Source organism: Cytobacillus sp. BC1816 (assembly GCF_051353635.1).
GTDB classification, from domain to species: Bacteria; Bacillota; Bacilli; order Bacillales; family Cytobacillaceae; genus Cytobacillus; species Cytobacillus oceanisediminis_C.
In genome coordinates this window covers 1,088,948-1,115,921 of the sequence record NZ_CP195611.1, presented here as the reverse complement: position 1 = coordinate 1,115,921, position 26,974 = coordinate 1,088,948, and the positions used below count along the sequence as shown (strand labels likewise).

Sequence of the window (26,974 nt, the reverse complement as noted above, 5' to 3'; positions counted from 1 at the left end):
TAAGATTTACCCCCCGCTCCTTTTTCTTACATAAAAACGGGACTATCGTGTTATTTTGAGGTTATCATTCGATATTCCCGGGCAATAAAGGTATAATTTAGTTTGGTAAAAAAATAGATAGCTAGAAAAAAGTGTTTACATAAGGGAGGATTTTAGGATGGGATGGGTAATCGCCATATTATTTGGTTCAGCAGTCGTGCTGCTCATTTTATCGTTTTTAAAAACGGCGCAATCCAAATCAAATATTGAGCAGCAAATTGATCAGGTTACTTTTACATTAAAAAATGAAATTCATGAACTCCAGCAGCAAATCAGAAATATTGAATTGGATGCTGAGATTACAGCAAAGCAATCCGGGGCAATGAGCGGGCCATCAGAAGAGCGATTGTTGCTTCGCGAAGTACTGGATATGCATAAACGCGGATATTCTAATGAAAGCATTGCATTAAAAAAACAGCTTACACCGAACGAGGTCGACCTTATGCTTCTGCCTTATACAGCGAACAAAGGTGAAAGGAGCATGGTTGCCCAATGACACCAAATACCTTGCGCAGTTTTGCAGCAGGCCTTTTAGCGGCGGCCATCTTGACAGGAAGCGTCTACCTTTTTGGACCCTCTGAAGCAAAGAGTACAGAAAAGCCTTCTGATAAGACAGAGAAAGCAGAAAAGCTGTCAGATAAAGAGATGATTGAACTGCTGGCATCTAAAGGCTACGTCATCAACACTGAAGCTGAATGGAGCAAACAGCTTGCTGCCGCAGCAAAGTCCAGCGAGAAAAAAGATGAAAAAGCAGAAGAGAAAACTGAGGACAAAACCGGCGAAAAAGTTGTTTACCGGACTATTTTAACGGTATCAATGGGAATGACCAGCATTGACGTGGGAAACGCACTTGAAAAAGCCCATATTATTGAAAGCGGAGTCCAATTCTATAAAGATGTAGAAAAACGGGGTCTTGAGAACGATTTGCGTCCCGGCACGTTTGAAATAGAAAGCGGAATGACAACAGACGAGATCATTTCAGTTGTATTTAAGTAAGAAAAGCTCCTTTTCGGTGAAAAGGAGCTTTTTTCTATAATTCAATCGCAATAATTTAGTGTCACAGGAACCTTTATGTTCGAATAACGCCAATTTATGTGCGTATAACACAAATTTATATGCGGATAGAAATATTTATGTGCGCTCAAAGAACGAAACTCCTTACTCTTTCAAAAATTTGCGAATATTCTCAGCAAGTTCTTCCGGTGCCTCATACATGCTCATATGTCCGGCAGCTTTAATGTTCACTTGCTTGATGTTAGGTCCTTCAACTGCAAATGACTTTTCAAGAGGGATAATCTGGTCTTTGTCTCCAGCGACAAGTAATAACGGGAGCTTTGTACTTTTCAGGACATGGCTGCGGTCTGCACGCAGTTTCATCGCTTTCAAGGCAGCCTTTGCACCTTCAGGGCTTATACGATAGCCAATCTCTTTGGCCATTTGAATTTCCTCGGGATGTTTCTCACCGGGCGCAAAGAGCTTGGGCACAAGTCCTTCAATAAAGGACTTAATTCCTTCTTTATCAATTTTGCCTGCAGCGATATCTCTTCCTTTCTTTCCTTCTTCTGAATCAGGGCTGGCTGTTGAATGGACAAGAGAAAAGGATTTCAGCTTCTCCTCATAGGATTCAGCAAATGCAAGTGTTACATAGCCGCCCAATGAGTGTCCGAAAAGAGATACTTTACCCAGCCCCAGCTCATCTATAGCCCCTTTGATTACTTCAGCCATCTTCTCAATTGACGGATCACCGGCTGGCAAACTTGACCCCCCATGTCCTGGAAGGTCCACCGCAATGACGCGAAAGTCCTCCGCCAAAATTGGAATCACCCTTGCCCAGTAATCTTTGCTGCCGCAAAAACCATGCAGCAATACCAGCGGCTCACCTGTGCCTTCATCATAATAAGAGATGGCAGTTCCATTTACATTTTTTATTTTTGCGTCCATTTAAAAATACCTCCTTTATTTCGCGAGTAAATCCTGATATTCCCTCTTTCGGTCAAAAACAGCTTTTGCATATGAGCAGGCAGGAACAATCTTATAGCCTTTGCTGCGCGCATCCTGAACGACACTTTCCAGCAGTTTTCCTGCCACTCCCTGTCCGCGCAGGGAGTCACTTACATATGTATGGTCTATGGTTATGACGGAATCGCCGCTTGGAATATAGGTAATCTCAGCAATCATGTTCCCTTTATCATCATTGATAAAAAAACGATTTTCTTCTTTTTGTATATCTCTATTCATAACATATCCTCCTTCAAATAAGATTAACTCTAATATGTCCTTCTTCATAATGTTATCATACTGTCTTCAAAGTTATCAGAATACCCTATCCTACATCTTCCCTGCTAAATGAAACCTTTAAACTTTAATTTTTCCTGCGGTCACTAAAATTGTTTTTACATAGGCCGCTTTATGGGTATGGCCAGAATCAAGAATTGGATAAACACTTTATAATCAAAGGAAATCCCCTTCTGCTATCCAGCAGAAAGGGATTTTTTTCTTTTATCCATTAATCTTATTTTGACTTGTATTATAAGATACTGCAAACCCTTCTGTGGTATTACTCTATATGAGCCATTAATAAAATATCAGCTATTTCTTTGTATCCTTTTCTTCTGGCAAGCTCAACCGGCTTCACACCATATTGGTCTGTAAGGCTTGTATCGGCCCCGTGTTCAAGCAATAGCCTTATGATGGCCTGCTGGGTTTCTCCTCCATCATTCAAAACAATGGCTTCAATCAAAGGTGTCCATCCGCAATAATTGGTATGGTTCACGTTTATATCTGTAGATGTTAAAAGCTCCCGAACTACCTCTATATGTCCCTTTTCGCAGGCTGGAGTAATACCCACTCCGCCAAATCTCGTTAAGAGATTAATATCAGCCCCAGCGCTAATCATCATTTTTACTAACTTCAAATCTCCCTGAATGCATCCATATAAAAATGGGTTTAAGCTGGTTTGATCCTGAAGATTAATGTCAGCCCCTGACTCCGCCAGATAATGAACCAAATCATAATGCTTATTTATCGAAGCAATCAAAATGGCCGTTCGTTTTTTCTTATCCTGCAGATTAATATTAATGCCGCTCTCTATACAGGCTTTCAAACATTCAAGGTCACCATTTTCTGCTGCTTCGAATAACACAAGGCTATCATCAATTTTTAACATATTACCCTCCATAAAATATGGTATTTATATCAGGAAACGCTTTTATGTCAGCTGTCCAGCGACAACTTTTCCTCTAAAAATTACCGCTTCTCTTTCAGGTGTTCTCGCAACTGCTTCTGCCGAACACGAAGCATTGACAAGTACCATGTTTGCTTCTTCTCCCTCAAGCTGCCAACTCATCTCTCCACCCTTGTTTAATGGGACAGGACCCCCAGTGGCCCATTTTAATGATTGTGCCAGGGAAATTTCATCGCTCTTACGATAAAGCTCACCATATCTCGTTACTTTTTCCAGCAGATCTCCATTCCCGAAAGGCCCCCATGAATCATAGAATCCATCGCATCCCAGATATACCTTTACACCTTTCCTGTCCAAGAGTTCAATTGGCGGAAGAGATTTTGTTATAGGAATAGTGGACATGATCGCCATTCCAAGCTCATTCAATCTTTCCGCCATTTCTTCTGCTTGCGGCACTGGTACTTCCCCTAAACAAAATGCATGGCTTACAGCAGCACGATTGTGCCACTTTGCTTCTTCTATCATTTCAGCAAATTTATCAATAGTATATAATCCAGCATGTCCGCCATCATGTAAATGGATATCTATATCTGCATCAAATTCTGTACTCAGATTCATGACTTCATAAAGTGACTTTTCAATGTTGCGGTCAATTCCAGCAGGATCAAGACCGCCTACAATGCTGGCACCAGATCTCATCGCTTCTTTCATGAGAGGAATTACATGTTCCCTTAACAGGCCGTGTTGAGGGAAAGCTACAATTTCGTATGTCAGTTTGTCGGAATAGTCTTCTAAAGCTTCTCTTACGCCCTCCAGGTTCTTCAAGCCTATATAGGGATCAATATTTACATGGGTACGAATATGAGTTGATCCCTTAGAAAGGAGAAGCTCAATCATTTTGCTTGCCCGCTGTTTGGCTGTAGGCGCTAATTCCTCAAGCTCCATAGCTTCATACCTTAAACGTTCCTCTAAATTTTTGACCGGCCTGCAAGCCTTCCAATCAAGAGAAAGATAGGTCTTATCAAGATGGTTGTGCATCTCTTTAAAAGATGGCAGTGCCAAAAACCCTCTTCCATCCACTGTAATTTCGTTTTTCGAAATTTCATATTCGCTGCCCTGTTTTTCTATCACTTTTCCATCTTCAATTTTTAAATGAAATAGTTCAGTTTTTGTAGTATAAACTCCCTTTTCATCCTGGAGGTATCCAGTTTCAAGCTTAATGTTTGTTAACCAATGGGACGCAGGCATTACTTAATCCTCCTTTTTACTCTTAAACTATGAATTTATTATGTTTAGTTCAGTTCGTTTGCTTTCAACCTTATTGCCTTTGAAAAATAATGACTCAACCGGTGCTCTTCTTGCAATTGCCTCTGCTGAACATGCCGCATCAACAAGCATCATCGTTGCATCGTCGCCGACTTTTGGCCAAACCCGTTCACCAGCTTTATTCAGGGGAGTAATACCGCCAGTTGCAAATTTCAAGACTGATGATAAAGAATATTCATCAATCATTCGGAACCTTTCCGCAAGGGTCCCCAGTTTCTGTATGGTGTTTCCTGTTCCGAACGGGGACCAATGATCGGTGATGCTGTCATGCCCTACTGAAACGGGAATACCGTAACGATCCAGGGCAGGAACTGGAATAGTTGTACGATTAATTGGAATGGTAGTGGTCACGTCAATTTCCTGCTCTTTTAATATTGCCGCCATTTCAGCCAATGCTTCTCCGGACAGGTCGGCTAAAGCAATTCCATGGCTAATTGTTGCTCTTCCTGCCATGCCTGCTTCTTTTGTATAATCTGCCATTCTCTCAAAGGTAAAAGCTCCCAATGAGTTAGGATCATGAAGATGGATATCGACTCCCTTATTATGCTCTGCTGCAATTTCAAAAATGGTATGCAGGGACTTTTCAATGTTTCTGTCCACGGTAGCTGGATCCACACCGCCAACTAAGGTGGCACCATTTTTCATAGCATCCCGAATTAACTGAACAGAACCGCTTCTCAGCAGTCCATGCTGCGGAAACGCAACAATGTCATATGTAAGGACATCTTCATATTTTTTTAGTGCATTGACAGTAGCTTCCAAGTTTTTCAGGCCAATTACAGGGTCAACATTACAATGTGTGCGAATGTGGGTATGGCCATTTTTCAAATACAGCTCTATCATTTTTTCAGCACGTTCTTGTGCGGTTGGGAGAAGCTTTGGCAAAAGCTCCTTTTCCTCTTCTAATCTAGTGAAAATGCCATTTGTGATTGGTGTACAGGCTTTCCATGGCCCCCCGTAATAGGTTTTGTCAATATGAATATGCATATCTCTTAAAGAAGGAAGTACAAGCTTCTGTTTTGCATCAAGTTGGTTTTCATTAGAATCCGGGGCAACCTGTGAAATTTCTGCAATTTTTCCATCTTCGATTTTCAAGTGGCAAATTTCTGTGCTTGTCCCTGTAATTTGTTCATTTTCGCAGATGAATCCTTTTTCTAGCCGAACATTTGTAATCCATAGAGCTGTCATTCTGATTCCCCCTTAATATTGAAAATGAAGGAAAAGCACTTTTTTCTTCAAAAGTACTTTTCCGTTTCACTTTTTAATTTTTTTATTTACTTAATGACTGCATCATCAATCATTAAATAATTGGCAGCATTCAGCCAAAAGCCGCTTACGTTTTTACTGTGCGCAGCCATATGTTCATAGTTCCGGATTGGAATATAGACCGCATCCTCTAATTCCATTTGCATCACTTTTTCATAAAGATCCTTCCGCTTTGCTTCGTCAGTCTCTCTTCGTGCTTCTTCAATGATTTTGTCTACCTCTGGGTTGCTGTAATAGAAATGGTTTCCAGGAGGTCCCTGTGAAGCAGTATGGAAAAGATTATACTGATTATAATCACCATCTCCAGTGGCATTTCCCCATCCTCCGATAAATAAATCATGCTCAGATTTATCAATTGTATCGATATATGCTCCATATTCCATTACTTGAATATCTACCTCAACGCCAATTCCCTTTAATTGCGATTGAATAACTTCAGCCATATTGATGCGTTCTTTTCTATCACTTGTCAGTAATTTAAGCTTAAGTCCGTTTTCATATCCTGCTTCTTTTAACAATTTCTTCGCTTCATTTAAATCATAATCATAAGGCTTAACTTTTTCACTGTGGCCAAACACCTTTGGACTCATCGCTGCATTGGCAAGTGTGCCCACATTGTTATAAACCCCTTTAATGATCGCTTCTCTCTCAACGGCATGGCTGATTGCTTTGCGGACTTTAATATCATCCAATGGTTTTTTCTTCGTGTTAAATCCAATATATTCAACTGCAAGCCCCTCAGCCCGGAGAAGTCCCATCGAATCAGAAGCCTCTATACGCTCAATTTCTGTAACAGGCACCTGATCATTAATATGCGCTTCCCCAGTTTCAATCATAGCCAGCCGAGTTGCGTCTTCTGGTACAACCTTAAAAACAACCTCATCAATACTTGGCTGTTTTCCCCAATAGTTTTCATTTTTCTTCAAGGAAATTTCCTGTCCAGTTTTCCAATCTTTAAAAACAAACGGGCCTGTACCAACAGGTTTCTCTGCAAGCGTCTCCTGGTTTTCGGCCAGCGCCTTTGGACTCATGATGCTTCCCTCGCTGCTTGCAAGAATAGAAAGCAGTGGAGCATATGGATAATCAAGCAATAATTGTACTGTGTAGTCATCAATTACTTTTACTTCATTAATCATCGCGAATTTCTCGCGCTGAGGCGATCCAGTGTTTGGATCCAGCAACCGGTCAAAGGTGGCCTTTACAGCTTCAGCGTTAAACGGTGTACCGTCATGAAAGGTTACGCCTTCTTTTAATTTAAACTCCCAGGTCGTATCATCAATGACATTCCATTCTGTTGCCAGCAGCGGCTGAATATTCATATCTTTATCTGGTTCCACTAACGTTTCATATACTTTTTGATAAATAATATTTGCTGAAGGAATGTCTGTTATAAAGTGAGGATCTAATTTTGTTGCATCTGATAAACGGACAACTGTCAAGGTGCCCCCATCCTTTTTACCTTCGGATTCATTGCCGGCTTCCTGCTCTGTTTTTGTTTGTGTAGAACATGCTGTAGACAGCAGCATCATTAAGCTTAGGAAAATCATTAGCATTCCCTTTCGAAAGTGCATTCTATCTTTCTCCATTTTTCTCTCCCCTTTTTCGGTAAATAATTCCAGTAATTATTCAATGTTCACCGTCCCTCCGTAAATGCTTATCTGCATTATAGAAGATGATGCATTTAGATATTTACAGAATATTTACCTTATTTTTAAATATTTTGACAACTGTTTTAAAAAATATTTACTTTACAGGTAATTTTGATAATTTTAACTAAACGTTTGCAATCCACTCTTTCTTTTGAAAGGAGGAAAACTGATTTTCATTTTTTGCTAGTAAAAAAATCTTTTAGGGGGGAAATAAGATGACAGTTCAAGTAAAAACGGAGCAGCCAGATATAGCTGTAAAGACATTGATTGGCGGCACAAAAGAATCTAGAATAAAAGATTTTATTTCTACATTGATCCAAAATAAAGCTGCACTGGCTGGAGCCATTATTATTATTGTTTATCTATTAATGGCGGCATTTGCACCGCTGCTGGCTCCATATAGCCCATACGAAATTGATTTGGAAAATAAGCTGACTCCTCCATCTGCAGACCATTGGATGGGAACAGATGATAAAGGAAGAGATATCTTAAGCAGGATTCTTTATGGTTCCAGGCTATCAATGGGGGTTGGATTTGCTGCTGTGTTATTCGGAGCATTTTTCGGAATTATTTTCGGTCTTGTAGCTGGGTTTTATGGCAAATGGGTTGACACCATTATCATGAGGATGATGGATGTTATGCTTGCATTCCCAGGGATTCTCCTTGCGCTAGCCATTATTGCGGCATTGGGGCCAAGCCTGATTAATGTGACTATAGCAGTAGGAGCTTTTTCTGTACCCTTATTTGCCAGAATCGTCCGCGGATCTACTTTAGAAGTAAAGCGCCTTGAGTATATTGATGCAATCCGATCGCTTGGCGCCTCTGATTTTGTCATTATTTTCAAGCACATTTTCCCGAATATCCTTTCACCCATTATTGTTCAAGGGACTCTGCGATTAGCTACTGCCATTCTGTCAGCAGCTGGATTATCGTTCCTCGGCCTGGGTGCACAGCCGCCTTCACCTGAATGGGGAACCATGCTCAGCAGCGGGAGGGATTTCTTATTCTCCGCACCTTATATCGCCTTATTTCCGGGTCTCGCCATCTCTATTCTAGTTCTTGGGTTTAATATTTTTGGTGATGGCTTACGTGATGCGTTTGACCCCAGGATGAAAAAATAAAAGCTTTGAGGAGGTTACATCTATGCTGATGTTTATATTACGCCGGATTTTACAAACCATCCCGGTTATTATTGGAGTTACTTTTGTTGTCTTCTTCATTATGCAGCTCGTTCCAGGGGATCCTGCAGTACTTCTTGCTGGTGAAGGCGCTTCAAAAGAAACAATTGAAGCTATTCGTGAACAGCTTGGATTAAACCAGCCTTTATATATCCAATACTTCGAATACTTAACAAATGTGTTTAAGGGGGATTTAGGTGTCTCCTTAAAAAATAGCCAGCCTGTTCTTGATGAAATATTGGTAAGACTGCCAATTACTATTGAACTCGCCTTCTTTAGCATCATTATCACAATCGTGCTGGGAATGGCAGCAGGTATTATATCAGCTGTTAAGCCTTATTCATTGACCGATGTCAGCGTCATGCTTGTTGCGCTCTTAGGCATATCACTTCCAAGCTTCTGGTTTGGCCTCATGCTTATGTATTTCTTCTCTGTTAAGCTTCAAATTTTGCCTGTTGCAGGATGGGACAGTCTGCTCCATGTCATCTTGCCGGCTATAACCCTTGGAGCAGGAGGAGCAGCAATTGTCGCAAGGATGACCAGGTCGAGCATGCTTGAAGTTATTCGGCAGGATTATATTCGTACAGCACGTGCAAAAGGGCTTCGCGAGCGAATCATTATTTATAAACATGCACTAAGAAATGCACTGATACCAGTGATTACGGTTGTGGGCCTGCAGTTTGGCGCACTCCTTGGAGGTACCGTATTGGTGGAATCGATCTTTGCTATTAATGGCCTCGGAAGAATGATTGTCGATGCAATTAGAATGCGAGATCTGCCAATGGTCCAGGGAGGAGTATTGTTTGCCTCACTTATTTTCGTAGTTGTGAATTTATTCGTAGATGTCTTTTATCGGTTCTTCAATAAACGCATTGAACTAAATTAAGTTAAGGGTGGTGACAGGATATGAAAGAAAGAAACAAGCCAATACTTGAAGTAAAAGGGTTAAAAACCCATTTCACAACAAAGCGGGGAGTCAGCAAAGCGGTTGATGGCATCGATTTTACACTGCATAAAGGGGAAACGCTGGGAATAGTAGGGGAATCCGGGTGCGGGAAAAGTATGACTTCCCTCTCCATTCTCCGCCTTATTCCTTCTCCTCCGGGAAAAATTGCCGGTGGTTCCGTTCTTTTTAAAGGAAGAGATTTAGTTACAATGCCAGAGGATGAAATGAGAAAAATTCGCGGGAATGAAATATCTATGATTTTTCAGGAGCCTATGACTTCCTTAAATCCTGTAATCCCGGTTGGGGAACAAATTGCAGAAGCTTTGAGGCTGCACCAAAAGATGGGGAAAAAAGCTGCATGGGATAAGTCAGTTGAAATGCTGAAGATGGTTGGAATCCCCTCTCCTGAAAAACGGGCGAAACAAGAGCCATTCCAATTGAGCGGAGGGATGCGCCAGCGTGTCATGATTGCTATGGCTCTTGCATGTACACCTGAGGTATTAATAGCAGATGAGCCAACGACTGCATTGGATGTTACGATTCAAGCACAAATACTGGAGCTGATAAAAGAGCTGCAAACAAAGATAGGAATGGGTGTTATCATGATTACCCACGATTTGGGAGTTGTGGCAGAAACTTGTGATAAGGTAGCCGTAATGTATGCCGGCAATATAGTTGAGCATGCATCTACAGAGCAAATATTTGCTGATCCAAAGCATCCTTATACCCAAGGTTTATTGAACTCATTGCCTAAAATCCATGAAGATCAGGAAGAATTAATTACGATAGATGGCAGTGTCCCCAGCCCTTACAATATGCCTGCCGGATGCCGGTTCGCCTCTAGATGCCCTTATGCGGAAGATATATGTGCTGCACACCAGCCTGATCTTGTTTCCTATTCTGAAGATATTAAAGTAAGATGCTGGAAATACACCGACAAGTGGACTGGCAAAAGAGATAAAGAAGGGGTTGTCTAATATGAACACGACCGCAGAAAAAAATATCATCCTGCAAGTAGATCGATTAAAACAATATTTCCCGGTTAAAAAAGACTCTATATTCAAGCCAAAGGCATATGTAAAGGCTGTAGACGATATTTCATTTGAGCTTTTTGAAGGTGAAACATTAAGTATAGTCGGGGAGTCCGGATGCGGGAAATCAACAACCGGACGTGCAATTTTAAGGCTTGATGAACCTACTGACGGAAAGGTTCTTTATATGGGGAAAAATATTCTAACGTTAAATAAAAAGGATATGAGAAAACTTAGAGGTGATTTACAGGTTATATTTCAAGATCCTTTTGCTTCTCTTAATCCCCGTCAAATGGTGAAGCAAATTTTAAATGAAGCCATGGCCATTCAGAATGTGGTTGAAAAATCAAAGCGAAAGGAAAGAATGCTGGAACTGCTTGGATATGTCGGACTTCCTCCAGAATCACTTGACAGATATCCGCATGAATTTAGCGGCGGCCAGCGCCAGCGTATTGGAATCGCCAGAGCATTGGCCGTTAATCCGAAATTAATCATTTGTGATGAAGCTGTATCTGCCCTGGATGTATCTATCCAGGCACAAATTCTCAATTTATTAAAGAAGCTGCAAAAGCAGTTTAAATTGACCTTTCTTTTTATCTCTCATGACCTAAGTGTCGTCAGGCATATTTCAGACCGGGTAATGGTGATGTATCTGGGAAAAGTGGTCGAGATTGCAGAGAAAAAAGAAATGTTCGACTCTCCTCTTCACCCATATACAAAAGCGCTGCTCTCGTCTATTCCAGTTCCGGATCCAACTTTAAAAAGGGACCGTGTCATATTAAAAGGAGATGTACCATCACCTATTGATCCTCCTGGAGGCTGCAGATTCCATACACGCTGTCCTTTTGCTATAGAAAAATGCAAACAGGAGGAACCTCCCCTTAGGGAGCTGGTTAATAATCACTTTGTAAGCTGTCATATCGCTGAAACTCTTCCAGTTTAATACAAATACCTCTATTTTGTATAAAATGTTATATTAAAAAAGGGATAGGTTATGATACCTCCCTTTTTTAATACTTAAGGAGAAACAAACCGCATGCTGCCTATTGAATCATTCTCCATATACATTATGTTTTGTGTTCTGGTTCCGCTGGCAGGAGCCTTTACCCTGCTATTTTTATTTGTTTTTGAAAAAAGAATTGATTTACTTGAGAAGCAAAAAAGAGAAATAGCGTTAGAAAGTGAATTGCAGACAGCTTTATACAATCAGTTAAACCAGGAAATCCAGCCGCATTTCTTTTTTAATACCCTAAACTCCATCCTGGCTCTAGCCAGGCTGGACCGCAAAGAAGAATTGATACGGTCCATTGAAACCCTTTCAAAACTGCTGAAATTTAAATATCGGACTTTAAATAACTTTATCTCTATTGAAGATGAACTTACTTATGTTAATTACTATCTGGAGATACAAAAAACAAGATTTAGAGATCGGCTTCATTATGAAATTCAATTGGACAGCCACGTGAATAAAGCCATTATCATTCCCTTTTTAATACAAACTATTGTTGAAAATGCTTTTAAGCATGCCTTTGAACGACATATTGGCGAGGCTTTATTAAACATACAAATAATAAAGATCGAATCAGCGATTCATGTTTCAGTGTGGAACAATTCTTTAGAGCGCTATGAAACAAGCCCCCTGGATGGCGGGGTGGGGCTTGAGAATATAAAAAGAAGACTTGAACTATTATTTCCCAATGATGAAACTTCTGTTCAATTAACAGACCAGGCGGATGGAACAACTGTTTTGGCTATATTCCCCCACGTTATTATGTCAGAAAAATTGGAAGGAGATTGGATGCAATGAATATTTTGCTTGTAGATGATGAACTTATAGAATTGGAACAGCTGGAATATCTCATCAAAAAGAAATTTCCCAATTGGATTCTTTATAAGGCTCAGGATGCCTCTCAAGCTCTTCAAATTATTAAGAAGCATGACATCTTTCTTGCTTTCCTCGATATTCAGCTCCCAGGCAAATCAGGCTTAGATTTGGCTATGGAGCTTTCCGCAGCTGGCGATATTGACTTAATCATGGTTACAGCCTATCAAAACTTTGATTATATTCAAAAATCACTCAGGCTTGGGGTAGTTGATTATATAACAAAGCCCGTCATTGAAGAGGAATTAATGAGCGTTTTGCGAAGGTATGAACGAATTGGCAGTTACTCTGAGCAAATTGTTAAAGCTTTGCACATCATTCAAAAGGAATACAATGAAAAACTTACTTTAAATTATTTAGCATCTAAAATTCATATCAATTCAGCTTATTTGAGCAGAAAATTTCATGAGGAAGTCGGAATGGGGTTTTCCGAATATTTAAATGACTTTCGATTAAAACAGGCACAGAAAATGCTGATTGAAAGCCCTGAATTAAGCATTAGCAGTATTTCAGAAAAGTGCGGCTTTAACAGCCAGCACTACTTTAGCCAAATCTTTCGGAAAATGACTGGCCAATCACCAAGGGATTACCGCCTGAAGGAGACTTCACAATGAAGAAAACCGATTTTCAATACTATATTGGAGGGGCATTCCAGCTGGGAATCGGTTTTGGTGTTGTGAGTCTTTTGTCCAGATGGGTAACAGGCAATACCATTCTTTCATCGCCTGAAACATTAATAAAGTATGGGCTAACCGGAGGAATCGGCTATTCCCTTATGGGGGCTCTCTCACTCATTTTATTTGGAATATTAGCAAAAAAGATTCGAGATCGGTTTCATGACCATCAAACGATAGGTGATGTATTGCGCGAAAGATTGACCCCACGCGGCTACTGGTTCATGATCTCTATTCTTCTCGTGATTAGTATCCATTCTATATTTGTTCAAGCTATGGGGGCAGGAATTCTAATGCACATGATTTTTCCCCTGCCTGTTTTTTCTGGTATGGTTTTCTTCTTATTGTTTTGTTTTTTTATTGGGGGAGCAGGAGGCATGCAAAGAATCCATCAGCTTGCAGGCATTAATGTCGTGCTCATATTCAGCGCTGTCATCATCATCCCTGTTTACTTTTATATCCAGGAAGGTGTATATCCTGTTTATGAAGGCATTAAATTATATCATCCATATATCCTTTACGTTAAAAACACGGAAGCTATTTTGTTTATATTCACAGCTATTTTAATTGGTTTTGGACAAGTGATTATTGATCGTGCCTCATGGCAAAGAGTTTTTATTATAAAAAAAGAAAAGCTGAGAATTACGTTTACATTAGCGGGCTTAATATGGGCAACTATTCCTCTTGCATTATCATCATTGATCATGATTATTATTTTTGGAAGAAGCTATGATTCCATATATTCTTTGTTATTTGAGTTAATTGGAAAAATCAATTCAACTTTGCTTATTGTTTTATTTGTCCTGTTTTGCTTCAGTGCCATTTCATCAGCAATTAGTGCAGAATTACATGCTGTTGTCACATTAATCATTAAAAATATCGTCGGGATGCTTCGCCCACTCACCAATAAAGAGAAATGGGGATTCACCTATCTGTTTTCCGGAGCCATGTGTTTATTATTACTTGTTATCGTTAGTATCCTGCCTCCATCCCCTATCGAACTGCTGTTTTTTTTCGGTAATACTTATGCTTCCATGATCGCTCCAATGCTGTATATTATACTTGGCAGTAAAACCTTGCCTGCCCTTATTCCCCTTGCATCTATTATTGGGACTGCCGGGGGGTTTGCAGCTTTGCCTATTATGGAAAATCTTCTTGCGATTTGGATCAGCTTTACCCTGTCCTGCTTAATTTGCTTAGGTTATTTCATTTACAATATATTAAGAACGAAGCTGAGTGCCAAAGTTTAGCCGGGGTGCTTATTTTGATGAATAAATTGTGTTCAATAAAGCATATCGCCCTCTTCCATAAAATCCGGCTGAGAGCGATATGCTTTTTATAAAACTAAAGCCCGCAAGTTAATATCTTGTTATATCCATTGGCAAAGAACCTGCTGCAAATCCAACAAATAAAAACCTGCCCTGCCCGGTATTGCGCATTCCATGAATCTGATTAGGCTTAGCAAGGATCACCATGCCTTTACTTATTTGAATTTCATTCTCCAAGTCAGGAAAGTAGATTCCTGTTCCCTCCATACAAACCCACATATCATCTACATTTGAGTGAGAATGCAAGTATACCTCCTGTCCTGGTTCCAGACACCAAACAGCTCCTACTGTTTTATCAGTTTCATAAAAATAGTTCTTTTGCGGTTTCTCAGGATCAAACTTTGCTATTTTATCGATTTCAAAGACTCTTTCTTCCATAATCTTCTGTATGTTTGGCACCGCTATCTCTCCTCTCCTGTAATTTTTTATAGTTCTGCGTCCCGATTGCAATCTTTTGAGTAGACATATGTTAAATTTTCTCGCCCTACAGCATACGCGGCCTGGTGAACATAAGGGCCCATGAAAATATAATCGCCTTTTTTGACTGGGATCCACTTATTATCAAGATTATACATCCCTTCCCCGGAAAGGATATATGCTCCGTGTTCCTGAACATGTGTTTCAATAAACGGGTGGCTCGCAGCAGGATCGAATGAAAGGATATGGAAATTCATATCAAAATCTAAATCCGCAGGCAATAGATCTTTAATGTTTACATTATGCATATCATCGTAGTTCCTGAATTCTATACTATTTGCATGTCCTGATATAACCCAGGGCTTCCGCCCTTCAAGAGGGCGATATTTCTGTTTGTATAAAAAGAGCTTAGAATCCCCATCATTCATATTTTCCAAATACATTTTCACTCCCGGCGGACAATAAAGGTATCCGCTTTCCTCTAAGATAAATTCTTTTTCATCTGCAGAAGCTTTTATTTTCCCCTCTAGTATGTAAACAAATGTCTGCACATCCTCCTGTCCGCCAAAGCCTTCTTTATTTCCTCCTTCTTTTTTCATTGTCACATAATAGTCGACAAAGCTTGCCCCAAGCTTAGGAGAACCTAAAATCGAAATAAGGCAATGATGAAATCCAGGAATAACATTGTTCACTAATCCCTCAGGTGCAAGTAAAGCATATTTTCCATGTTCTATTACAGATCTGCTTGATAATAAATCTTTTGGATAGCCCATTTATAACTCTCCTTTTCATTGATATTATTTATAAGCCAGTTCATATAAAGTGCTGATCAGCGCTTTAACTCCCTCAGCTAAATCAGCAGGCGCAGTATATTCACCAGGGTTATGGCTAATGCCCTTTTCGCTCGGCACAAATAGCATAGCCGCCGGAATGGACGGTGCAAAAATTTGTGCATCATGGCCTGCACCACTATGCATTACTTTATAGCTCAAATTTTTTTCCTTGCATTTCTTTTCAATCAATTCCGTAATTTCAGGATCCATTGGGACCGGATCCGTATCAAGCCATTTTTTAATGACCGTTTCAACCCCATGCTCTCGTGATATATCATTTATGTTTTCTATAAATCTTTCAGTAAAATGGAACATCGTATTTTTATCAATATGGCGCAGGTCTAAAGTAAACGCAGCTTTTCCCGGCACCACATTTGCAATGTTGGGTGAAATATCAATCCTCCCAACGGTTGCTACCAGCGGGTCACCATATTGCTCTGCCATATTAAGTGTTTCATGTATCATTTGGCTGGCAGCATATACAGCATCCTTGCGATATCCCATGGGTGTTGTTCCAGCATGATTGGCTTGACCTTTTACTTCAATTGTAAAACGTCTTTGCCCAACGATGCATTTCACAATACCAACAGACTTTTTCTCCGTTTCAAGGACATTTCCCTGTTCGACGTGGATTTCCACGAATACCTTCAAATCCTGCCGCGGAGATTTGGTTTCATCCTTAAAGGTGAATCCCGCCTCACTGATGGCGTCAGAAAAAATTACTCCATTTGAATCTGCAAGATTTTCAACATCCTTTTTATAAGCGCCTCCTGCAATATTCTTTGAACCCCAAAAGCAATAAGGAAATCTGCTTCCTTCTTCTTCTGCCAGTGAAACAATCTCGAGATTGCGTTTTGGAGTCCCATATTGATCTTTTAAATAAATTAAAGCCAGTATCCCAGCTACAATGCCAAATTGCCCGTCAAACAGCCCGCCATTTTTCACGGTATCTACATGGGACCCAGTTAAAACGGTCTCTGTCTGATTAACTCCCTTTACTATTCCACTCAGATTTCCCACTTCATCAAACTTTACTTCCAAACCCTCAGCTTCCATCCAACTCTTCAAAGCTTGCTGAGTATCCGTCCATTGCTTAGAGTATAAAAGACGGGTAATTCCTCCTTCCGGATCTTTTGCAAATGAACCCAGCCATTCAAGCCTGTTCACAATATGTTTTGCTAAATTTTCATATTCAAGTTTCCCCTGCAAATTGATTAAGTCTGTCATCCCGATTTCCCCTATCTATAATCTTTCTGCGGACTTTTTGATTTCAGATCATATTCATAGTTGACCTGCCATTTTTTAACTTAAGGGCTTTTCCGAGAGGTTTCCCAACAATCCCCTGATCCAAATCATATACAATCTTGCCGCGGACAAGGGTTTTGGTTATCCGGCAATTAATCATCCTTCCAATGTATGGGCTATGCTTATGCCGATAATATAGGCCTTCCTCCTCAACAACATAGGAACGATTAGCATCAATTAAGATGATATCAGCATCCATTGATACTGCTATTTCTCCTTTATTGGGAATGTTAAAACGTTCAGCGGGATTAGAAGAAATCATCCTTGCAAAATGAGTGATTGGCAGCTTTCTTTTCAAAACCGCTTCATCAAACATTAAATCAACGCTATTTTGACACCCTGTGATTCCTCCCCACACTTCGAAAAAATTATTTGAAGAACTATACTTCATTTCAGGCGGACATGGTGAGTGATCAGATGTTAACATATCAATCTTGCCTTCTATTAACTTTTCCCAAAGCTTTTCTTGATCCTCTATACTTCGCAGCGGAGGAGAGCATTTGGCAGCCGGGCCAATTTTTTCGAGCTGTTCAGATGATATCGTAAAATAATGAGGACAGGATTCAAGGGAAACATCCTGACCCGAGCTTCTGGCCTTCATAATTTCTTCTACTGCTTCTGCGGTGCTAATGTGTACAAAATGAATAGGGCACTTCGTTTCTTTTCCAAAATAAAGAGCGCGTTTCACTGCTTCAACCTCTGTTAAAACAGGCCGTGAAAAGACATAATCTGCGGCAGCTGTCCTGCCCTGTGCTTTTAACTCTTCCCCTAACCGATCGGTAATTTGGGCATTTTCCGCATGAATCGATAAAATTTGGCCCAGTTCAGCAATTTTTTTCATCCCCGCAAAAAGGGTATAATCATCCACATTAGAAAAATCATCGGGATTATCTGTTCCACAAGTGGACATAAAGCATTTATAGGCGATAACTCCATCATCTGAAAGCTCTTCAAGTCTTTCAAGATTGCCTGGAACAAGTCCGCCATAAAATGCATAATCAATATAATTTTTCCCCTTGGCTGCTTCTGCTTTTAATTGCAGTGTATTCCTGTCAATCGTAGCCGGAAGGGCATTCAAGGGCATATCCGCATAGCATGTAGTTCCTCCTGCTGCCAGTGCTTTAGTTCCAGTTATAAACCCTTCCCACTCTGTTCGGCCAGGCTCACAAATATGCACATGAGTATCGATCATTCCAGGCATGACATATTGATCAGAGGCATCGATAATCTGCTCAGCTTCATGATCAATGGTTTCCGCAATCGCTGCAATTTTTCCATTTATAATGGCAATATCATTCTTAACTACCTCGTTTTTAAGAACCACTTTGCCGCCTTTTATTAACAAATCATATATCATCGCATTTCCCCCGTTACTTTTAATCTTATTCTGTATTTCGAGGAACCTCATTAACTGATTTATTAAATTGTATAAAAAAATCCAACTATTTTTTTCGGATTCCTTTACTAATTTTTTAGCTTTCTTTACTTCTTCAATTTTTTTGAATTTAAATGAAGACAATAACCAGAGACTGATCTAATCACTCTCTTTTCATCCCTTCTTTATCGCAAACTAAATTCCCCTTGTAGAACACTGCATGGCGTTCCGCTCTTCTAGCCATAGCCTCTGCTGAACAGCTTGCATCGACAAGGACCATGCTGGCTTCATCACCAGGTGCTGGCCAGATCCGGTTTCCCTTCTGATCAAGCGGCGTTTTCCCCCCTGTAATATATCTAAATGCTTGAGAGAGAGACCTTTCATCCGTCCATCTATACCGTTCAATTAAACGGCCTGCTCTTTCCAGGATATCTCCATTACCTATTGGCCACCATGAATCAAAAATATTATCGTTTCCAACAGCCACCTCTACTCCACACTCACTTAACAGATCAACAGGCGGGATTGCCCGGCCAGTCGGGAGGCTAGTAACGATCGAAATACGTGCGTCTTTTAAAATCTCTGCCATTTCAGAGGCTTCTGCCCTTGAAACATCACCCATGCCAAATGCATGGCTAATCGCAACTCTTCCTTCCCAGCCAGCTTCCTTAGTCAGAAAGGCCAGCCTTTTCATAGTAAAAGTACCAAGGTGACCAGGATCATGTAAATGCAAATCAATATCTGCATTGCCTTCTACAGCTAAATCCATCAATTGAACTAGCGAAGCTTCAATATTGTTGTCAACGGTAGCTGGGTCGACCGCTCCTACAATTCCAGCACCATTTCTAATAGCTTCTCTAATAAGCTGAGGTGTCCCTGAGCGCAGCAAGCCATGCTGGGCAAAGGCAACAATCTCAGAGCTGGCATAGCTCGAAAATTCCTCCAAAGTCTGCTGAACTTCATCTAAATTCCGTAATTGGACTTCAGGGTATATATCCACATGGGTTCTAATATGAGTTGATCCATAGGATATTAGCTGCTTAAGCAATGCTTTTGATCGCTGATAGGTACTTGCAGACATAGATAACAATGCATTCTTTTCAATTTCACACCGTTCTATGACACCCGATGCAGGGATGCAGGCCCTCCACTCATCCCCCATATACGTTTTATCAAGATGGACATGCTTTTCAACAAAGGATGGCAATAACAGCAGTCCCTTTGCATCTTTTATAGGCAGTTTATCAGAGGAAGCCTCTAAGTCCTTCGTAATCTTAGCAATGCAGCCGTCCTCTATTAATAAATGAAATCGATCCGTTATAGTACCTGACACTCTATTATTCTCATTTTTGTATCCGCATTCTAATCGCACATTCTTTAACCAATAGCTATTATTCATTTTCATTCACCTTTCCGGCCCCGGACAAGATAAAAGGGTACCCAGAACGGATATCCCTCTTATCTTAGAGCTTATTTAATTGAAATGTCATTGATCTCCAAGTATCCAGATGGACTTATAGAGAAGCCTTTTACATCTTTGGAAATAGCCGCCATATTCTCAATTACACGAACCGGAATATATACGGATTCTTCCATTTCGATTTCCTGGGCTTTTGCATAGAACTCCATCCGCTTATCCGAATCTTTTTCAGCCCGTGCAGCTTCTATTAAGCTGTCCACTTCTTTATTACTGTAGAAGAAGGTATTTCCGGCAGGGCCGTGTGAACTGCTATGGAAAAGGTTATATTGATTATAATCAGCATCTCCCGTCGCATTTCTCCAGCTTAAAATAAACATCTCGGAATCACCGCGGTTTACTTGTTCGACAAATGTCCCATATTCATATACCTGAATGTCCAGTTTGATTCCTATCCCTTTCAGCTGAGATTGAAGAACCTCCGCCATATTAATCCATTCTTTCTTATCCATTGTTTTCAACGTTGTTTCAAAGCCATTTGGGTAGCCTGCTTCTGTGAGAAGCCTTTTTGCCTCATTGAGGTTGTATTCGTATGCTTCGAGGCTTTCATGATATCCAAATACCTTTGGCCCCAGCAGTGAATTGGACTTATTCCCAACATTCTCAAATACCCCCTCCAGAATTGAATCCATTTCAACAGCATGTCCAATAGCTTTGCGGACTCGGGCATCATTGAATGGCTCCTTTTCAACGTTAAACCCAATATATTCTGTGCCAAATCCTTCACTGCGGTAAATTTCTGCATTTTTGGAGTTTTCCACCGTTTCCATCATTGTGACCGAGAGCGGTTCGGCTATATGGGCTTCACCTGTTTCAAGCATGGATATCCTTGTTGTTTCTTCAGGGACGATCTTAAATATTACTTTATCCAGCTTAGATTGAGTCCCCCAATAGGTTTCATTTTTGTTAAAAACAATTTCTTTGCCCGGTGTCCAGGACTCAAATACAAATGGACCTGTCCCAACAGGTTCTTGAATCACTTTCTTTCCATATTTCTCGATAGTTTTTGGTGAGATAATGCCGCCTTCATGATTGGCCAATATGGATAGCAGGGGTGAAAACGGTTCTGATAACTTAAATTGGACAGTAAATTCATCGACTGCCTTTACTTCTTCTACCATTTTGAATACAACAGCTCTTGGAGAGGCAACATCCGGATCTAATAACCGGTCAAATGTTGCTTTCACTGCATCGGCATTAAATGCTGTCCCGTCATGGAATGTTACATCCTCTCTAAGCTTGAACTCCCAAGTTGTTTCATCTAACTGTTCCCACTTTTCAGCCAGCACCGGCTTGATTTCGGCATTTTTATCCCGGCCAACAAGCCCCTCATAAATTTTATTATGTGTAACGCTGGCGGCATTGATTGTCGACATAAAATGATGATCTAAATTTTCTGCGTCAGATAAACGGGCTATAACTAAAGTTCCTCCGTTTTCGGATGCTATTCCCTTGGAGTCCTGACTGCTGTTAACCTGTTTTTTAGTCGAACACCCTGAAATAAGGATTGCGATCAGCAGAGCTGAGATGATTAACCCCATTCTTTTTTTCACTTTCAAATTCAATCCCCCTTTTTTAAGCCCTTAAGCCTTTATCTAATTATATAAAATATTCTGATTAATCTTTTTCTACTTTCTTTACATGTTTTTAAACTTTTTCTACTACTTATACAAAATAACAAACATTATTGCTGATCAATAGAATCAACAAGGCTGAAAGAAGGCGGCAGCAATTCATTCTCAGGAAGCTCCTGATAATCTCTTTTTAAATAACCCTTTTTCATTTTCATGAAATATTCTTGCGCTTTTCCTTTTAGTGCCTCTAAATCATGGTTGGGTAATTTTCGGTCTTTCATGACTACTTTCCCATTAATAATGGATAACTTGACATCTCTTCCAGTTCCGCTTACAATCACTGTTCTTAAGGGATCATCTAATACTCCCATATGGAATCCGGCTAAATCAATTGCAATAATATCTGCTTTTGCGCCAGCACAAAGGCGGCCCAAATCTTCTCTTCCCAGAAACTTTGCAGCACCTAAAGTTGCAGCACGGTAAAGATCTGAGTATGCTGAGTCTTTAACTTCTTTATTTACGATCCGGGAAAGCATGCTCCCTGTTCTGATATTCTGGAACATGTCCGGAGGAAACGTATCTGTACCTAACGCTAAATTAATTCCTGACTGTTTATATTTTGCAAAGGATTCCATTGCCTGCCCGTGCCTTCCAATTATTAATGGGCAATGAATGACCGTTGTGCCCGTTTCCCTCAGCAGTGACAAATCATCTCCACCACCCATTTTTGCCCCACTGTAGCCAGCAATAAAATGGGCATGAGGAATCGCCGTTCTGGATCCTAAAAATCCAAGGTTATATAAATGCCTAATTGGAGTTACGCCATATTTCTCAATCATGGTATGGTATTCAAAATCACCTTGGGCTGCATGCAATTTTATCGGAACTTTATAGTGATCACTATATTGCTTTGTAAGGAGAAGACTTTCTTCCGTTTGACTTTCAATCCGCTCAGGGGCAAGCATTCCCCTGACCAAACCATTAAATGAACCATCAAACTCTTCCAAAAAGCGCACAGCTCTTTTTAATCCTTGCCTTCCAGCTTCTTCATCCCAATGAATCTTAATATTGCCATCTGCCTGGACGACCCTTATCCCCGATTGATAGCTTGGACCCAGGTATATACGCAATCCCAGGTCAGCAGCATGCCTCGCTGCTGAAGCAAGCTCTTCATATGTTTCTGCCCATTTTTTATAATGCACAGAAGTGATTGGCATAGCAGTTGTAATTCCATGAAGGATCAGCTGTGAATAGGCATATAAAGATTTAAAGGCCTCGTCTTCAGCCGTCATAATTTCATGGTGTCCTTGCTTCACATATCTCTCTGACCAAAGCAGATTTTTCTGTCTTGCTGAACTGGCCTCCAAATGCAAGATATCATGATCAATATCGCCTAATGCATTCAAGTCAATGAATCCCGGACTGATTAAAGCGCGGCCGGCATCTATAACTTTATCAGCTTGGCCTGAATACCTTTTTCCAACATAAATGATGGTATCATTTTCAAATACAACCTCAGCATTTTCTATCAGGACATGATCTTTTCCATCATATCCAATTACATATTTCCCCTTTAGCCTGGTCTTCATTGATTTTCCCCTTTCTCCCCAATTGTAGATTCTTTATCATGATCCATTCCATCCCCATAGGTTCGTGTGTGCCCCCAAAAATATTTCGTCTGCTTCATGTATCTTTCAAGACCAGCACGCTTAATTGTTGCGTTAGCTTCTTCATTTGCTTCTTCCAAAACTGACCATTCATCAACGGAGCAGACTGCTCTGTCCTTCATAAGAACCCTGCCATCTACGATAACATGCCCCACATCAGCTGCATAAGCTTGATGGACAAGCCGATGAATATGCATAAATTCAGGTGTTAAGTGCGGCTGATGCATATTGACAGTTATAACATCCGCCTTTTTCCCCGCTTCAAGAGAGCCCAATTCATCATCCCATCCAATACATTTTGCAGCTTCAATCGTAACCATCTCCAGAAGTTTACCAGGAGGTAAGCAATATTCATCTCTATGAGCGGCCTGATGTATAAATTGTGTTTTTCTCATGGCTTGAAACATGTCAAAGCTAGTGGATGGTGAAGTGCCATCTGTTGATATAGCAACTGTTGTTCCCAGCTCGATCAATTCTATCATCGGTGTGCGGGCGTGAATTTGAGAGAATCCAGGAGAGGCACTGACATTTGTTCCGGTTTCAGCTAATATTTTCGCTTCATCAAAGGATATCCCCCGGCAATGCTGAAGATGAACATCAGGACCTAAAAGAGCATTCTCCCAATCCTTTACTGCCAAGTGAATCATGCCTCCAAAAGCATCAGAGTGGATTCTTGTATTATATTTTCTGGCAATTTCTCTGACTTTCTTTGCCTGGTATAAATCATGCTCTGTTAAATGATGAAGTTTCGCAGGTGAAGTTGGACCAGATGGTTCAACTGATGTAACAATTACGAAAGGGGTAATAAATGCTCTTGTCCGATCTTGATTAGCATGGTTTAAAGCTTCAATCACTGCTTCAGCACCATTTAACACTTGCTCGTAGGTGACTTCTTTAGTCATTCTTTGACCGTCTATCCACCTGCTGAATGAATGAGGCCATGGAGGATTGCAGGGACCGGTGCAAACAACCTCCCTGACACCAGTTTCTGCATAGGCTTTTGCATGATTGATGGCAAAAACTGGATCATCTGACCTTGGCATTGAACCAAGAACAGATACACCAGTTGTTATGCCCGCCTTCAGCCGCTCAAGTGCAGAAAGCTTCCCTTCAAAATACCAGAATTCGTCTGTAACAAAATGCTTATACGTATTCGTCATAATAGGCATCCAAAAATCCAAGCTTTCCATTGCAATGGTCTTAAACATCGAATGGCCGCCATGTCCATGTACATCTATTAATCCAGGCAGGATACAATGATGGCTGCAATCTATCACTTCTTTCGCCTCATATTTTTCCAATAGTTTCTCACTCATATCCACATCCAGGATCCTGCTTCCATTTATAGCGACAGCTCCATCGGTGATGATTCGCCTGTTTTGATCCATAGTAATGACAGTTCCATGAATCAGGAGTAAATCAATCATTTCCTTCTCCCTCACTTCTTTTAACATTAAGTATAGGAAAAAAGAAAACACTAAACTTTCAGAATCTTTACATAAAATTAAAATATTTCTACCTATTTTTAATTTTTTTCCTTCCTATAAAATTCAGCTTCTATTTCTCCTTCCTTAATAATTCTTCCAATAATATAATTGCATGGTTATTTACTGTATCTTTTGCAGCATATAGTAGTGTAAGTTTTTGCTTCTTAGATATCTCGTACAGTTCTTCCATCTTGTGAATCTTGTCTGTCTGTGTGCGCAGCTCAATGAGATACTTTTCCCGAAAAATACCGAAAAGTTCAGGTTTATGATTAAAAGATTTTCTAAGCTCGCTGCTTGGTGCAACTTCTTTTTCCCAGGCTGATAAATGTGCATCTTCTTTTTTAATTCCCCTCGGCCACAGCCGATCCACTAATACCCGGTATCCATCAGCCTCTTCATAGGGGTCGTATACTCTTTTTATAGTAATTCCAGCCATTTCTTCACCACCAGATTATTTTCACGTTTCTATCTTACTTGTCATTTGCTATAATTTATACAAATATAAATTATACAAAATTTTCTAATTCAATTAAATGTGAGGTGCAAGGAATTTGACAGGAACAATTGCTGTAGTGATGACTTTCTCTATTCCCATCATCGCCATCCTGACTTTTCATACACAAAGACTGGCAAAAATTAAACACAATATGATAAAAGATGAAATTACCCTGGAAAAGCTGAAACAGGAAAACTATTTGCTTGAAACAGAAAAAATGAAGCTCGAACTGGAGCAAATGAGGATTGAAAGTCCTAAGGACCATACAAAAATCATATAAGCAAAAAAATCCCCATCTTTTAACAGAAGGGGATTTTAGTTATATACGATCAATTATTTTCCTGGCAGTTTCTGCCCCATTTTCAATACAATCTGGTATTCCTACACCATAATAGGAGCAGCCTGCAAGCCATATTCCAGGGTATTCCTGGTCCAGTCTGTTTTCAATTGCTGCTACTGTCTGCGGATGGGATAGCAGATAGTTTGGCATTTTTTCAGTCCACTTCGTCACTTCACTTGCAGTGGGAACAGATGTGATGCCAAGGCTTTTTTCAATATCAGCCAAAGCCGGCTGCAGCAAATCTTCTTCGTTCATTTCCTTTAGAGATGCAAAGGCCGGATGGCTGCTTTTATAAAATAATCGAACAAGCAGATTGCCGCTTTCTGAGGTATGCCTCCATTTGCGGCTTGTCCATGTACAGGCATTGCAGGTCAATTCATCCGTATTTGCAGTTATGAAGCCTGTCCCGTCTTCAGGCAGCTCACTGTCTGGAATATCATAAGCAAGATAGATAGAGATTAAGGAACTGTTCTTCAAAAGTTCGAATTCCGCTACCAGCTCCTCATGATCGAACAGCGCCGCAGCGGCATTATGCGGAATGCTTAGCACCAGATGATCGGCCTCCAGGCTTTCGCCATTCGAGAAATCGACTATATATTTGCGATCACTTCTCTCTATTTTAACTGCCTTCGTGTTTTTAAATATTTCGGTTTCATCCAATTTTTCTTCATAAGCATCTATTAAGGCATCAAGACCTTTTTTAAAGGAAAGGAATTTTTTTCCCCCTCCGCCCTGGAACACCTTTTTATTTTCTTCAAAACCTTTAATAATGCTGCCGTATTTTTCTTTATAATCAAACACCTGCGGAAGAGTCGAAGCAATGGTCAAGTCACTGAGTTTCCCGGAATATACCCCCGAAAGAACTGGCGCAATTTGTTTTTCCACTAGTTCTTTTCCGAAGAAATGCTCCAGGAAATCGCCGATGGAATCGTTTTTTGTAAAGCTATCATTTTTCATATAAAAATCTTTTAGGGCTTCAACCTTCCCTTCTGCTGAAACAAGAGCAGATTTGGCAAGTGATTCAACACTGGCCGGTATCCCAAACACAGAATCTGCTGGTATCAGCTTCAGCTCTCCATCACTGTATATATAAGATCGCCCCGCAGCATTGTAGACAACGTCTTCTTCCAGCCCCAGCTCCTGGATAAAATTCATCGCATTCGCTTTGCGGGCAACAATCGAATCAGCTCCCGCCTCGATTACAAATCCGCCATCTCTGACTGTGCGGATTTTTCCGCCGAGCTGTTCTGCTGATTCTGCCAGCACAAGCCTTATATCCTGATCATTTTCTTTTTTCCACTTATTCAGTTCATACATTGCGGACAATCCTGTTACACCGCCGCCTATGACCAATACTGTTTTCACTCGTATGCACCTCAGTTTACTTCCAATTCATATATAAAGTGTACCATAACATGAAGTGATGAAAGTATGTGATGGTTTGTCCAAATGATGACTATATTTTTTCAAATAAGGAAAAAACGGAGAACGCACCTCTCC

26 protein-coding genes are annotated in these 26,974 nt (G+C 40.4%); 10 read left to right on the top strand and 16 right to left on the bottom strand.

Going from position 1 to position 26,974, the window contains the following annotated elements; genetic code table 11:
* Positions 1–157: 157 nt before the first annotated feature.
* Together ACR42H_RS05910 and ACR42H_RS05905 are read left to right on the top strand one after the other, a co-directional pair.
* Positions 158–535 carry a hypothetical protein gene (locus ACR42H_RS05910; protein ID WP_113883178.1) on the top strand — a complete coding sequence of 126 codons (378 nt, stop codon included), beginning with the start codon at positions 158–160 and terminating at the stop codon, positions 533–535.
* Positions 532–1,035, top strand: a complete 504-nt coding sequence (locus tag ACR42H_RS05905; protein WP_436375070.1) for a hypothetical protein — start codon at positions 532–534, stop codon at positions 1,033–1,035. Before ACR42H_RS05910 ends, ACR42H_RS05905 begins: the two co-directional genes overlap by 4 nt.
* Positions 1,036–1,197: 162 nt before the next feature.
* On the opposite strand, the gene ACR42H_RS05900 is transcribed toward ACR42H_RS05905, so the two are convergent.
* The 6 genes from ACR42H_RS05900 to ACR42H_RS05875 all read right to left on the bottom strand — a co-directional run bounded on the left by ACR42H_RS05900 (position 1,198) and on the right by ACR42H_RS05875 (position 7,386).
* Positions 1,198–1,980: an alpha/beta fold hydrolase gene (locus tag ACR42H_RS05900; RefSeq protein WP_436375069.1), complete on the bottom strand. Its 783-nt coding sequence runs from the start codon at positions 1,978–1,980 to the stop codon at positions 1,198–1,200.
* Positions 1,981–1,995: 15 nt separating this feature from the next.
* The gene (locus ACR42H_RS05895) at positions 1,996–2,277 is read right to left on the bottom strand and encodes a GNAT family N-acetyltransferase (protein ID WP_436375067.1); all 282 of its coding nucleotides are present in this window, start codon (positions 2,275–2,277) and stop codon (positions 1,996–1,998) included.
* A gap of 319 nt (positions 2,278–2,596) precedes the next feature.
* Entirely contained in the window at positions 2,597–3,205 is a 609-nt protein-coding gene (locus ACR42H_RS05890) for an ankyrin repeat domain-containing protein (RefSeq protein ID WP_436375065.1), read from the bottom strand.
* A gap of 42 nt (positions 3,206–3,247) precedes the next feature.
* On the bottom strand, positions 3,248–4,471 hold the full coding sequence (locus ACR42H_RS05885; RefSeq protein WP_436375063.1) for an amidohydrolase: 1,224 nt from the start codon (positions 4,469–4,471) through the stop codon (positions 3,248–3,250).
* A gap of 27 nt (positions 4,472–4,498) precedes the next feature.
* Positions 4,499–5,737, bottom strand: coding sequence for an amidohydrolase family protein (locus tag ACR42H_RS05880; protein ID WP_113883172.1), 1,239 nt, complete (start codon positions 5,735–5,737; stop codon positions 4,499–4,501).
* 86 nt (positions 5,738–5,823) lie between these two features.
* Positions 5,824–7,386 (bottom strand): glutathione ABC transporter substrate-binding protein, encoded by a 1,563-nt coding sequence (locus tag ACR42H_RS05875; protein WP_436376856.1) that lies wholly within the window; start codon positions 7,384–7,386, stop codon positions 5,824–5,826.
* Positions 7,387–7,679: 293 nt separating this feature from the next.
* On the opposite strand from ACR42H_RS05875, the gene ACR42H_RS05870 reads away from it, so the two are divergent.
* From ACR42H_RS05870 to ACR42H_RS05840, 7 genes are all read left to right on the top strand, one after another.
* Positions 7,680–8,585 (top strand): ABC transporter permease, encoded by a 906-nt coding sequence (locus ACR42H_RS05870; RefSeq protein WP_113883170.1) that lies wholly within the window; start codon positions 7,680–7,682, stop codon positions 8,583–8,585.
* A gap of 22 nt (positions 8,586–8,607) precedes the next feature.
* The gene (gene nikB / locus ACR42H_RS05865) at positions 8,608–9,528 is read left to right on the top strand and encodes a nickel ABC transporter permease (protein ID WP_048010379.1); all 921 of its coding nucleotides are present in this window, start codon (positions 8,608–8,610) and stop codon (positions 9,526–9,528) included.
* A gap of 20 nt (positions 9,529–9,548) precedes the next feature.
* On the top strand, positions 9,549–10,565 hold the full coding sequence (locus tag ACR42H_RS05860) for an ABC transporter ATP-binding protein (RefSeq protein ID WP_113883169.1): 1,017 nt from the start codon (positions 9,549–9,551) through the stop codon (positions 10,563–10,565).
* A 1-nt stretch (position 10,566) separates the two neighbouring features.
* Entirely contained in the window at positions 10,567–11,562 is a 996-nt protein-coding gene (locus ACR42H_RS05855) for an ABC transporter ATP-binding protein (protein WP_113883168.1), read from the top strand.
* Positions 11,563–11,655: 93 nt separating this feature from the next.
* Entirely contained in the window at positions 11,656–12,426 is a 771-nt protein-coding gene (locus ACR42H_RS05850) for a sensor histidine kinase (protein WP_436375060.1), read from the top strand.
* Positions 12,423–13,115: a response regulator transcription factor gene (locus ACR42H_RS05845; protein WP_113883166.1), complete on the top strand. Its 693-nt coding sequence runs from the start codon at positions 12,423–12,425 to the stop codon at positions 13,113–13,115. The genes ACR42H_RS05850 and ACR42H_RS05845 overlap by 4 nt, the downstream gene beginning before the upstream one ends.
* On the top strand, positions 13,112–14,425 hold the full coding sequence (locus ACR42H_RS05840; RefSeq protein WP_113883165.1) for a hypothetical protein: 1,314 nt from the start codon (positions 13,112–13,114) through the stop codon (positions 14,423–14,425). Before ACR42H_RS05845 ends, ACR42H_RS05840 begins: the two co-directional genes overlap by 4 nt.
* 108 nt (positions 14,426–14,533) lie before the next feature.
* Here the strand turns inward: ACR42H_RS05840 and ACR42H_RS05835 are convergent, their stop codons facing one another.
* The 9 genes from ACR42H_RS05835 to ACR42H_RS05795 all read right to left on the bottom strand — a co-directional run bounded on the left by ACR42H_RS05835 (position 14,534) and on the right by ACR42H_RS05795 (position 25,074).
* Positions 14,534–14,902: a cupin domain-containing protein gene (locus ACR42H_RS05835; RefSeq protein ID WP_243856194.1), complete on the bottom strand. Its 369-nt coding sequence runs from the start codon at positions 14,900–14,902 to the stop codon at positions 14,534–14,536.
* Between the two features lie 26 nt (positions 14,903–14,928).
* Positions 14,929–15,693: a (S)-ureidoglycine aminohydrolase gene (gene allE, locus ACR42H_RS05830; RefSeq protein ID WP_113883164.1), complete on the bottom strand. Its 765-nt coding sequence runs from the start codon at positions 15,691–15,693 to the stop codon at positions 14,929–14,931.
* Positions 15,694–15,717: 24 nt separating this feature from the next.
* Positions 15,718–16,980 carry an allantoate deiminase gene (gene allC / locus ACR42H_RS05825; protein ID WP_113883163.1) on the bottom strand — a complete coding sequence of 421 codons (1,263 nt, stop codon included), beginning with the start codon at positions 16,978–16,980 and terminating at the stop codon, positions 15,718–15,720.
* Between the two features lie 43 nt (positions 16,981–17,023).
* Complete coding sequence (gene allB / locus ACR42H_RS05820) at positions 17,024–18,415, bottom strand: allantoinase AllB (RefSeq protein WP_113883235.1); 1,392 nt, start codon at positions 18,413–18,415, stop codon at positions 17,024–17,026.
* Between the two features lie 181 nt (positions 18,416–18,596).
* Positions 18,597–19,832: an amidohydrolase gene (locus ACR42H_RS05815; protein ID WP_436375056.1), complete on the bottom strand. Its 1,236-nt coding sequence runs from the start codon at positions 19,830–19,832 to the stop codon at positions 18,597–18,599.
* 71 nt (positions 19,833–19,903) lie between these two features.
* Positions 19,904–21,469, bottom strand: a complete 1,566-nt coding sequence (locus ACR42H_RS05810; RefSeq protein WP_436375054.1) for a glutathione ABC transporter substrate-binding protein — start codon at positions 21,467–21,469, stop codon at positions 19,904–19,906.
* 125 nt (positions 21,470–21,594) lie between these two features.
* Positions 21,595–23,073 carry an amidohydrolase family protein gene (locus ACR42H_RS05805; protein ID WP_436375053.1) on the bottom strand — a complete coding sequence of 493 codons (1,479 nt, stop codon included), beginning with the start codon at positions 23,071–23,073 and terminating at the stop codon, positions 21,595–21,597.
* Complete coding sequence (locus ACR42H_RS05800) at positions 23,070–24,578, bottom strand: amidohydrolase family protein (RefSeq protein WP_436376854.1); 1,509 nt, start codon at positions 24,576–24,578, stop codon at positions 23,070–23,072. The genes ACR42H_RS05805 and ACR42H_RS05800 overlap by 4 nt, the downstream gene beginning before the upstream one ends.
* Before the next feature lie 130 nt (positions 24,579–24,708).
* Positions 24,709–25,074, bottom strand: a complete 366-nt coding sequence (locus ACR42H_RS05795; protein WP_113883158.1) for a DUF488 domain-containing protein — start codon at positions 25,072–25,074, stop codon at positions 24,709–24,711.
* A gap of 115 nt (positions 25,075–25,189) precedes the next feature.
* Between ACR42H_RS05795 and ACR42H_RS05790 the strand changes: the two genes are divergently transcribed.
* A complete protein-coding gene (locus tag ACR42H_RS05790) occupies positions 25,190–25,414 on the top strand; it encodes a hypothetical protein (protein WP_113883157.1) in 225 nt (74 codons plus the stop codon).
* 39 nt (positions 25,415–25,453) lie between these two features.
* On the opposite strand, the gene hemG is transcribed toward ACR42H_RS05790, so the two are convergent.
* Positions 25,454–26,839 carry a protoporphyrinogen oxidase gene (gene hemG, locus ACR42H_RS05785; RefSeq protein WP_436375050.1) on the bottom strand — a complete coding sequence of 462 codons (1,386 nt, stop codon included), beginning with the start codon at positions 26,837–26,839 and terminating at the stop codon, positions 25,454–25,456.
* Positions 26,840–26,974: the final 135 nt, after the last annotated feature.

Coding starts and splice junctions, on each gene's coding strand:
- ACR42H_RS05905 (WP_436375070.1), top strand. CDS start 532: ATGACACCAAATACCTTGCGCAGTTTTGCAGCAGGCCTTTTAGCGGCG.
- ACR42H_RS05870 (WP_113883170.1), top strand. CDS start 7,680: ATGACAGTTCAAGTAAAAACGGAGCAGCCAGATATAGCTGTAAAGACA.
- ACR42H_RS05890 (WP_436375065.1), bottom strand. CDS start 3,205: ATGTTAAAAATTGATGATAGCCTTGTGTTATTCGAAGCAGCAGAAAAT.
- ACR42H_RS05875 (WP_436376856.1), bottom strand. CDS start 7,386: ATGCACTTTCGAAAGGGAATGCTAATGATTTTCCTAAGCTTAATGATG.
- allE (WP_113883164.1), bottom strand. CDS start 15,693: ATGGGCTATCCAAAAGATTTATTATCAAGCAGATCTGTAATAGAACAT.
- ACR42H_RS05805 (WP_436375053.1), bottom strand. CDS start 23,073: ATGAAGACCAGGCTAAAGGGGAAATATGTAATTGGATATGATGGAAAA.
- ACR42H_RS05900 (WP_436375069.1), bottom strand. CDS start 1,980: ATGGACGCAAAAATAAAAAATGTAAATGGAACTGCCATCTCTTATTAT.
- nikB (WP_048010379.1), top strand. CDS start 8,608: ATGCTGATGTTTATATTACGCCGGATTTTACAAACCATCCCGGTTATT.
- ACR42H_RS05880 (WP_113883172.1), bottom strand. CDS start 5,737: ATGACAGCTCTATGGATTACAAATGTTCGGCTAGAAAAAGGATTCATC.
- ACR42H_RS05860 (WP_113883169.1), top strand. CDS start 9,549: ATGAAAGAAAGAAACAAGCCAATACTTGAAGTAAAAGGGTTAAAAACC.
- ACR42H_RS05850 (WP_436375060.1), top strand. CDS start 11,656: ATGCTGCCTATTGAATCATTCTCCATATACATTATGTTTTGTGTTCTG.
- ACR42H_RS05855 (WP_113883168.1), top strand. CDS start 10,567: ATGAACACGACCGCAGAAAAAAATATCATCCTGCAAGTAGATCGATTA.
- ACR42H_RS05795 (WP_113883158.1), bottom strand. CDS start 25,074: ATGGCTGGAATTACTATAAAAAGAGTATACGACCCCTATGAAGAGGCT.
- ACR42H_RS05840 (WP_113883165.1), top strand. CDS start 13,112: ATGAAGAAAACCGATTTTCAATACTATATTGGAGGGGCATTCCAGCTG.
- ACR42H_RS05815 (WP_436375056.1), bottom strand. CDS start 19,832: ATGAATAATAGCTATTGGTTAAAGAATGTGCGATTAGAATGCGGATAC.
- allB (WP_113883235.1), bottom strand. CDS start 18,415: ATGATATATGATTTGTTAATAAAAGGCGGCAAAGTGGTTCTTAAAAAC.
- ACR42H_RS05910 (WP_113883178.1), top strand. CDS start 158: ATGGGATGGGTAATCGCCATATTATTTGGTTCAGCAGTCGTGCTGCTC.
- allC (WP_113883163.1), bottom strand. CDS start 16,980: ATGACAGACTTAATCAATTTGCAGGGGAAACTTGAATATGAAAATTTA.
- ACR42H_RS05800 (WP_436376854.1), bottom strand. CDS start 24,578: ATGATTGATTTACTCCTGATTCATGGAACTGTCATTACTATGGATCAA.
- ACR42H_RS05845 (WP_113883166.1), top strand. CDS start 12,423: ATGAATATTTTGCTTGTAGATGATGAACTTATAGAATTGGAACAGCTG.
- ACR42H_RS05885 (WP_436375063.1), bottom strand. CDS start 4,471: ATGCCTGCGTCCCATTGGTTAACAAACATTAAGCTTGAAACTGGATAC.
- ACR42H_RS05895 (WP_436375067.1), bottom strand. CDS start 2,277: ATGAATAGAGATATACAAAAAGAAGAAAATCGTTTTTTTATCAATGAT.